The organism is Vibrio sp. D404a (assembly GCF_030248535.1).
Taxonomy (GTDB): domain Bacteria; phylum Pseudomonadota; class Gammaproteobacteria; order Enterobacterales; family Vibrionaceae; genus Vibrio.
In genome coordinates, this window is sequence record NZ_JAHGAJ010000001.1 from 96,097 (window position 1) to 104,454 (window position 8,358).

8 protein-coding genes and 1 pseudogene are annotated in these 8,358 nt (G+C 43.8%); 8 read left to right on the forward strand and 1 reads right to left on the reverse strand.

Features of this window, described 5'->3' with window-relative positions:
- Window positions 1-19 precede the first annotated feature (19 nt).
- The 4 genes from KI655_RS00420 to KI655_RS00435 are packed head-to-tail and all read left to right on the forward strand — an operon-like array spanning window position 20 to window position 3,668.
- The gene (locus KI655_RS00420) at window positions 20-937 is read left to right on the forward strand and encodes a siderophore ABC transporter substrate-binding protein (protein ID WP_285400744.1); all 918 of its coding nucleotides are present in this window, start codon (window positions 20-22) and stop codon (window positions 935-937) included.
- Between the two features lie 58 nt (window positions 938-995).
- Window positions 996-1,952, forward strand: coding sequence for an ABC transporter permease (locus tag KI655_RS00425; protein WP_285400745.1), 957 nt, complete (start codon window positions 996-998; stop codon window positions 1,950-1,952).
- Window positions 1,945-2,895 carry an iron chelate uptake ABC transporter family permease subunit gene (locus tag KI655_RS00430; RefSeq protein WP_285400746.1) on the forward strand — a complete coding sequence of 317 codons (951 nt, stop codon included), beginning with the start codon at window positions 1,945-1,947 and terminating at the stop codon, window positions 2,893-2,895. Before KI655_RS00425 ends, KI655_RS00430 begins: the two co-directional genes overlap by 8 nt.
- Window positions 2,896-2,906: 11 nt before the next feature.
- Complete coding sequence (locus KI655_RS00435; RefSeq protein WP_285400747.1) at window positions 2,907-3,668, forward strand: ATP-binding cassette domain-containing protein; 762 nt, start codon at window positions 2,907-2,909, stop codon at window positions 3,666-3,668.
- Between the two features lie 143 nt (window positions 3,669-3,811).
- Here KI655_RS00435 and KI655_RS00440 read toward each other — a convergent pair whose 3' ends face one another.
- The gene (locus tag KI655_RS00440) at window positions 3,812-4,702 is read right to left on the reverse strand and encodes a LysR family transcriptional regulator (RefSeq protein ID WP_285400748.1); all 891 of its coding nucleotides are present in this window, start codon (window positions 4,700-4,702) and stop codon (window positions 3,812-3,814) included.
- A gap of 105 nt (window positions 4,703-4,807) precedes the next feature.
- Between KI655_RS00440 and KI655_RS00445 the strand changes: the two genes are divergently transcribed.
- From KI655_RS00445 to KI655_RS00460, 4 genes and pseudogenes are all read left to right on the forward strand, one after another.
- Window positions 4,808-6,109, forward strand: coding sequence for a serine hydrolase (locus tag KI655_RS00445; protein ID WP_285400749.1), 1,302 nt, complete (start codon window positions 4,808-4,810; stop codon window positions 6,107-6,109).
- A 188-nt stretch (window positions 6,110-6,297) separates the two neighbouring features.
- A complete protein-coding gene (locus KI655_RS00450) occupies window positions 6,298-6,804 on the forward strand; it encodes a GNAT family N-acetyltransferase (protein WP_285400750.1) in 507 nt (168 codons plus the stop codon).
- Window positions 6,805-6,861: 57 nt separating this feature from the next.
- Window positions 6,862-8,031 (forward strand): MerR family transcriptional regulator, encoded by a 1,170-nt coding sequence (locus KI655_RS00455; protein WP_285400751.1) that lies wholly within the window; start codon window positions 6,862-6,864, stop codon window positions 8,029-8,031.
- Window positions 8,032-8,271: 240 nt separating this feature from the next.
- Window positions 8,272-8,358, forward strand: a pseudogene (locus KI655_RS00460) (peroxiredoxin); the annotation flags it as partial.

An 8,358-nucleotide genomic window follows, 5' to 3' on the forward strand; every position in this document is an offset into this window, starting at 1 on the left:
ACATAGAAACGGAAACGTTATGTTGAATTATAAAATTACCCGCACATTCCTAACTGCGGTATTGGCTCTTTCTGCAGCAACGTCTGCATTTGCAAAAACTTACGAGCATTCACTAGGCAGCGTTGAAATTAACGACGTACCTAAGCGAGTGGTAGTTCTGGGTTACGGTAGTCTCGATTTTCTTACGAACCTTGGCGTGAAACCAATTGCCACCACGAAAAAGCTGCTTCCTGAACATCTAAGTCAGTACCGTGGTGAGCACATCACAAACACAGGTTCTATGTTCGAAGTGAACTATGAAACTCTGTTTGAGTTAAAGCCCGATCTGATTATTGCGGAAAACCGTCAGGGCAAGCTTTATAAAGATCTAAGTCAGATTGCACCGACTTACATGTACAGTGTGGACAATACTAATTATTGGAAAACCACCTCAGAAAACTGGAAAGTAATGGGTGAGATCTTTGGTGAGCAAGAGAAAGCTCAGCAGATGATTGATACTGTTCAAGCCCGTATCGACGAAGTGGGTGAGGAAGTTAAATCTGAGCCTCGCAAGACCATGGCGATCATGAGCGTAGGTAACAAACTCTCTATGTTCCACACTGAAAGCCGCCTGTCTTTCATCTACAAAGACCTTGGTTTTTTACCTGCAGATAAAGCGGAAAATGTTAAGTCAGAAGCGAAAAAACACGGTGCGTTAATCTCATTTGAGTACATTGCCGATGCCCAACCAGACATGATGTTTGTTTTGGATAAAGACCAAGCAGTCGGCAGAGCATCTGGTAAAGCAAAAGAGCGTTTTGATAACGATCTTGTAAAAAGCACACCAGCATATAAGAACGATTCGATTACATACCTACAGCCTGTGATTTGGTACGTTACAGCGGGTGGCTACCAGTCAACGCTAACGATGCTAGATGACGTAGAAGGCGCTCTTTAGACAACCACATTTAAACTGGTAATGGGTGTTAGACATTGCCAGTTTTTGCTGAATACTCATGAAATTATCCCATATATTTGCTGGTCTAACTTTGGTTTCACTGGCGATTGCATCTCTGTTCGTTGGTGTCGCCGAGTTGTCATTCACTCAGCTACTCGACCCGAATTCATTAGATAGCAATATCCTATATACAAGCCGCATACCTCGCTTACTCGCGATTACTCTTGCGGGAGCAGGCCTCAGTATTGCAGGTTTAATCATGCAGCAGATCGTTCAAAACCGATTTGCGGCACCCTCTACCACTGGCACTATCGACTTTGCGATGCTCGGTTACATTGTTGCTCTGGTCTATTTTGTGGACGCGAGTAGCTGGGTTCACCTGATCATCATATTTTGTTTTGCCATTGCCGGCACCTTGGTCTTTGTACGCTTTTTGCAGACATTGAAGTTTAAAAGCACGGTATTAGTGCCATTGATTGGCATCATGTACGGCAACGTCATTTCTGCGCTTACAACTTTTTACGCTTATCAGTATGACCTCGTTCAAACCCTAGGAGCGTGGACGGTGGCTAACTTCGCTTCTGTGCTTAAAGGTAACTACGAGTTCTTATACCTCGCGGTTCCTGTTTCGCTGCTTGCTTATACCTATGCACATAAATTTAGTGCGACTGGAGTTGGTGAAACCTTTGCGAAGAACATAGGTATCAATTACCAAAAAATCGTGATGTTTGGTGTTGTTCTGGTCGCGGTTCTGTCATCTACCGTGGTGATGATCGTGGGCATGATTCCGTTCTTAGGTCTGATTGTACCGAATGTGGTTTCACTGTTCTTTGGTGACAACATGAGGCGCAATCTGCCGTGGACTGCATTCTTTGGCGTGGTATTGGTTCTGTCTTGTGACATCTTCGGCCGATTGATCATCTTCCCTTATGAAGTGCCTATCTCAATGGTGATTAGCATCATTGGTGGCAGCTTGTTTATCTATCTAATTTTGAGGGATAAGGCGAATGCGTGATTCAGTAAAACTTAGTCTATTTGCCCTGATTGCCGTTGCGATTTGCGCCATCTTTATCGGTAAAGGCTTAACTCCTGATAACTACCAGTTTTTCCTTTCGCGTCGAATTCCAAAGGTATTGGCAATCATACTGGCAGCGATGGCCATCGCTTCTTCGTCTTTGGTATTTCAAACCATTACCTCTAACAGAATCTTAACCCCATCTATTCTGGGTTTTGATTCTCTCTATGTCATGATTCAGGTGATCTTGGTCGCGACGTTTGGTGGAGTTAGTGCTTACATCATGGACAGCAAGCTCAACTTTGTACTCTCAACCAGTGTGATGGTACTGAGTGCCATGGTGCTGTTTCATTTCTACTTCAGGAATCAGCGTCGCAACATATTCACCTTGTTATTGGTGGGCGTGGTATTAAGCAGCCTGTTTGGTAGCGTAACCAGCTTCTTCACAATGGTGATTGATCCTGATGAGTTCTCTTATATTCAAGGGTCGATGTTTGCGAGCTTCAACAGTGTTAATAATGAATTGGTTTATTGGAGCATTATTCCCCTAAGCTTGGCCTTAGCTTACCTCTATAAACTGAGTCGCCTGTTAGATGTGTTGTGGCTTGGGGTCGACAACGCGACCAGTCTTGGGATCAACACACACAGACTGATCATGAAAGTGATGTTTGTGGTGACCATTATGGTCTCTATTTCAACGGCCTTAGTTGGCCCAGTACTGTTCTTTGGTTTGATTGTCGTGGCGTTGACTCGTCAGATATTCAATCACTTTCAACATCAGTTTCTGCTAACCGCAAGCATCGTACTCTCTATCATGATGCTGCTAGGTGGCCAATGGATTGTTGAAGGTTTGTTTGATTTCAACACCACCATTAGCGTGATCATCAATTTCCTTGGTGGTGGTTACTTCCTATATCTCCTTGCAAGAAATAAATTCGATTAAGGGCTTCACTCGTGATTAAAATTAGCGGTTTAAGTAAACAATACAACGACAAATACGTTGTGAAAAACGCTGATGCACTTTTTCCTCAGGGGAAAGTCACCAGTATTATTGGCCCAAATGGCGCAGGGAAAAGTACGCTGCTTTCAATGGCAAGTCGACTGACTGAGAGCGATGCTGGCCAGGTCGTGATTGGTGATAAGCCATTAGAGCAATGGGATACTGCTGAATTAGCAAAGCGCTTATCAGTGCTGCGTCAGTCAAACAACATCAACATGCGCTTCACAGTACGTGAATTGGTGGCATTTGGCCGTTTTCCATACTCTCAAGGCCGATTGACTGATAGGGATAACGAGACCATTGATCGCGCTTTGCATCATTTGGATATAGGTCACCTGCAAGACAGATACATTGACCAACTCTCTGGCGGTCAACGTCAAATGGCCTTCATTGCTATGGTGGTTGCGCAAGACACCGACTATATCTTCCTTGATGAACCACTAAACAACCTCGATATTAAACACTCGGTTGATATCATGACAACGCTTAAAAAGCTTGCTGAGAAGCACAACAAAGCGGTCGTTATTGTGATTCACGATATTAACTTTGCTTCATGCTACTCCGATAATATCGTCGCAATGAAGTTAGGTGAAGTGGTGAAAAGCGGCCGATATGATGAAGTGATTCGTGAGGATGTTTTGAGTGATATCTATGAGATTCCATTCAAGGTTCAAGAGATCGATGGCAACTTAATATCGTTGTACTACCGTTGTTGATGAATAATCCCCACTTTCTCGAAGTGGGGATTTCTTTATATGCAGTTGTAACTAAAATACGACGCTGCACTTTCTTCATGGATTCTTGAACAAACTTAATCTCGCTTTGGGCACTCAAGGGATTGTTCGCGCTTAAGGTATGTTTAGCGATTAAGGTAATCTTTCGCGACTTGCGTTATCGTTGCGATGATATCGGACTCTAATTCAGAGGCCTCTGAAGAGAGATTGTAAAATAGAATACAGTCTTGCTTTAATAAATTAGGGGCTTCAACGACTTCAAGTTTTCTGATCTCTCCGCCCTCAATATAGGGCAGTAAATCAGCTTGATTTGCCACTGTCCAACCTGAGTATTTGAGCTTTTCGACCAGTAAGTGCTTGCAAGAGACTATCTCTAGTTGGCAGCTTACTTGGGTATGCCTTAATTCATTCGACAGGTCATTTTCGCTCACCAATTGAAGCTCGACCCCAAGCTCCGCTATGGTTATTGGCCGCTTTGGCAGAGGAGACGTTGTTGATGTAAATAGCCCTAAATCAAAGGCACCGAGGTTAATGTTACCAACTCCAGACTTAGAGTGGAGGTGACCAAGCCCGGGCATGAGAGCAAGAAAAGCATCTCCCTCTTCTACCGCCTTCAAGCTTGTAGTTCTATCTCTCTGAAGCCAATTAATCACGATATTGCTGTGCTTTTCTCTCACAGAGCGATCAATCAAAGTGAGCATTTGAGCTGGTGTCGAAGAGTCATGGTAGATACTGATTCGACTGAGCTCACCTTTGTAAGCTGAAAAGGCAATGTTCTCAAATTCTAATGATTGACGAGCTAGCAAGCGAGCGCGAGGGTAAAGCCTGTGTGCAATACCAGTGGGTTTTGCTTTCTTACCTTCAATAATAAACAGCTCGACTCCCATGAGATCTTCCAGCGCATTAATACGCTCACGTACCGTAGAACGTGCTTTACCGAGTTGAGTGCTGGCAGCACTAAAACTTTGTCGCTCATATACGGCAGTGAAACAGGTAACTTGCTCAATTGAGATCATGATTTCACCCTTGTACGTTTTAGACGTACATTATGGATTTATATGTTCGAAATTATCACGATATTCTTGCTGCGTACACAAAGACTATTCTTGGAGAGTTTGAACATGAAACCATCATTACTTACCGCGGTTATCGCGAGCACCTTCTCTATCGCAGCGGTTGCAGAAATCAAACCCATGTCGACAGTACCTGCAAAGCCAGCTGATCAAGTCACATTAAGCAACTACACAGAGCACCCCTACAACCATTGGTCGTTTCAAAATATGGGTATTCACCCGGTAGTGATGGTTCCGAGAGACGGTGCGATTAGCGAAATTCCACTGAATTTGAGTCCTGAAGTTGTTGAGCACAAGTTTAAATATGGCGAAAACGAATACACGTTTCGAGACGCTATGATCAATGACTTCACCGACGGATATATCATTATTAAAGATGGCAAAGTCCTACATGAAGAGTATTTTGGTGACTTTGGACATAGAGACAAGCACCTTTGGGCGTCGAGCACCAAATCGCTCGTTGGCCAAGCGCTGGGATTGTTGGTAGAGCAAGGCAAAGTCGATGTGAACGAAAAGGTGAGCAAATATGTGACTGAACTTGCTGGCACTCACTTTGGTGAACAGTCACTGCACACCGTTCTAAACATGACATCTGCACTTAATTACCGTGAAGACTACGTAAATATGGCGCCAGGCGAGGTACATTATGAATATTTCCGTCGCTTAGGGTTTGTGCCAGCGTATGATTTGATGGCTATTGATCCAACCAAAGATGACACGCCACGAGATCTACTTAGTTTTGCAGGCATGTTTGAGCAGGCAGAAGGTTTACCAATCAACAACACCTTTGAATATCACAGCCCAAATGTGGATGTGATTGGGTGGGTGATTGCGCGAGTATCGGGTCAGCCGCTAAACGAATTCATTGCAGACAACATTTGGAATAAGCTTGGCGCTGAGCATGATGCCTTCTTTATGGCTGACATCGGCTATAACCCAATTGCAACAGGCGGATTTAACACAACATTACGCGATTTTGCTCGTGTAGGTTTAGCCATGGTCAATAATGGGCAATACAACGGCGAACAGGTTTTCTCTGAGAAGTGGGTGAAAGATTCGTTTAATGTTGATGAGCAAGATAGAAAAGCCACAAACAACAGTATCTACAAACAGAAAGAGGGCGCAGTGTATGATTCTCATCTAGAGGGGTACAAGAACTTCTTGTGGGTGCATGACTCAGAGAAAAATATCGCGACCTACCGTGGTGTATTTGGTCAGTTCCTCTACATCAACCAAGACAAAAATGTGGTTATAGCGACGTTCTCTTCTGCCGATAGTGCTTCCAATGCAGCCAGAGAAACATCGAAAATTAGGCTCGAAGCCTTTGAGTCACTCGCTCAGTCACTATAATAAATCACAATTGAACTAGGCGATCTTATGATCGCCTTTTTCTTATCTGTCTTTCGGCAAATTAAAGTACAATAAAGTCTATTTTTCTCATTGACCTGTCTATAGCTTTACACTTTATAGTTTGATTATTGAAGACGCCGAGACGTTAAATCGTTGTCGGCGAATACTCATTAATTGGATAGACAGATATGAACATTAGACATGAAACAGAACTAGACTTAAATCACATAGAGTCAATCACTTACCAAGCATTTGAAAATCACCCTCATCATGAACCGGGCGCAAAACCGACCGAGCATCTGATCGTGAGAAGACTGCGAAAAGCAAACGCATTAACGCTTTCGCTTGTTTGCGAGGAAGAGGAACAACTCATCGGACACGTTGCCTTTTCTCCAGTGCTGATTAAAGGAGACGATAGCCGATGGCTAGGTTTAGGCCCAGTATCCGTAGCTCCTTCTCATCAAGGTAAAGGTATTGGAGGTGCTTTGATTCGTGAGGCACTTTCACAAGTTCAAAACTTAGGCTTTGAGGGCGTTGTGTTACTTGGTGAGCCTCAATATTACGGTCGATTCGGCTTCAAAGCACAGCCAAAATTAACGTTATCAGGTGTGCCAGCAGAGTACTTCCTAGCATTGTCATTCAACGGTGAATTCCCTGAGGGCGAAGTGAGCTACCACTCAGCGTTCTTTGGTTGACTTGTCTATAACTTCATAGTTTAAAGTAGTGAACTTAAGCAAAAATGAGCGTAAACCATGTATCAAATATCTGAGCTGGCAAAGCTAGTAGGGCTGTCACGCACTGCGCTGCTTTATTACGAGAAGCAAAACCTTATCTCTGGTCGCCGATTAGAGAACGGGTATCGCGTATACAGCGACAAAGATGTGCAACGTGTGCGTTTGATTCAACAATTGCAGGCTGGTGGTTTAACTCTACAGGAGTGCAAGATTTGTCTTGAGGCTAAGGTAGACAGGCAATTACTTCAGAATCGACTCAGAGCGTTGGATGAAGAGATAGAGCAGAAACAAAAGTCTCGAACCCTATTAGCGGCGATGCTCGGAGAGGGGGACTTAAAGGCATGGCATGAAGGGCTAGATAAGTTGGCTCCAGATGCTCATCTTGATTGGTTAATGAAACAAGGCTTTAGTGAGAAAGAAGCCTTGCGATTGAAATGGTTATCAAAAGATATGAACGAACATGATCTCTATATGGCTGACTTTATGCGTGTATTTGAAACGCTAGAGCGATGGGGACCAGGCAGCGAAGAAGAGACTAAAAAAGCACTGTCTCGAGTACCGACTAAGCCGACTACGATCTTAGAGATAGGTTGTGGTAAAGGATTAGCGACTCAAGTATTGGCAGAACAAACTGAAGCGACGATTACCGCGATTGATAATGAACAGTTAGCACTAGACAGGTTAACCGAACGATTTGAGCAACTCGGCTTGTCTCAGCGTCTCAAGACGGAATGTTCGAGTATGACTGAGTTGCCGTTTGCTAAACGAAGCTTTGATTTAATGTGGGCCGAAGGCAGCGCTTATATCATGGGTGTAGAGAAAGCCCTCTCTGCGTGGCAAGATCTGCTAAGTGACAATGGTTACCTCATGATCAGCGATATGGTTTGGCGCACGGATTCGCCGAGCAAACAATCTATCGACTTTTGGCACCAAGAGTACCCGGATATCCAATTGGTACAAACGCGCATTGAGCAGATGAACAAGGCGGGTTATCAGGTCGTGGACCATTTTCCAATGAGTGAGGAAGCTTGGCTGAACTATTACGGCCCACTAGGCCAAAGAGTCGCTGAGCTTGAGAGCGAAATGGCGGAATCTGCAGCGTTTAAAGATATTAAACATGAAGTTGACTTATGTACGAAGCGTGCTCATGAGTTTGGCTATCACATGTTTGTACTGGCGAAAGGGTGATTTTCTGGATCTGATAGGTAGGCGTTTATTAGTTGAAGATCATCATAATAATGAGCGGACCTTTTGGGTCCGTTTTTTATTGGTACGTACTGGGCTGTTTTCGTTCAGGTTTCTTTTGATAGGTTTTACCTACTAAATCAATAGAAAACTCCAAATTTACCCTTCAGATGATTCGATGCAATATAACCCCAACAGCGCAAGAGAGCGCGAACACAACCGAATTATTGAGAGAGTAAAATCATGATTAACACAGAAATCAAACCATTCAACGCAACGGCATTCAAAAACGGCGAATTTGTAGAAATCACAGAGCAAGACGTGAAAGGT

Coding starts and splice junctions, on each gene's coding strand:
- KI655_RS00440 (WP_285400748.1), bottom strand. CDS start 4,702: ATGATCTCAATTGAGCAAGTTACCTGTTTCACTGCCGTATATGAGCGA.
- KI655_RS00420 (WP_285400744.1), top strand. CDS start 20: ATGTTGAATTATAAAATTACCCGCACATTCCTAACTGCGGTATTGGCT.
- KI655_RS00450 (WP_285400750.1), top strand. CDS start 6,298: ATGAACATTAGACATGAAACAGAACTAGACTTAAATCACATAGAGTCA.
- KI655_RS00425 (WP_285400745.1), top strand. CDS start 996: ATGAAATTATCCCATATATTTGCTGGTCTAACTTTGGTTTCACTGGCG.
- KI655_RS00455 (WP_285400751.1), top strand. CDS start 6,862: ATGTATCAAATATCTGAGCTGGCAAAGCTAGTAGGGCTGTCACGCACT.
- KI655_RS00430 (WP_285400746.1), top strand. CDS start 1,945: ATGCGTGATTCAGTAAAACTTAGTCTATTTGCCCTGATTGCCGTTGCG.
- KI655_RS00445 (WP_285400749.1), top strand. CDS start 4,808: ATGAAACCATCATTACTTACCGCGGTTATCGCGAGCACCTTCTCTATC.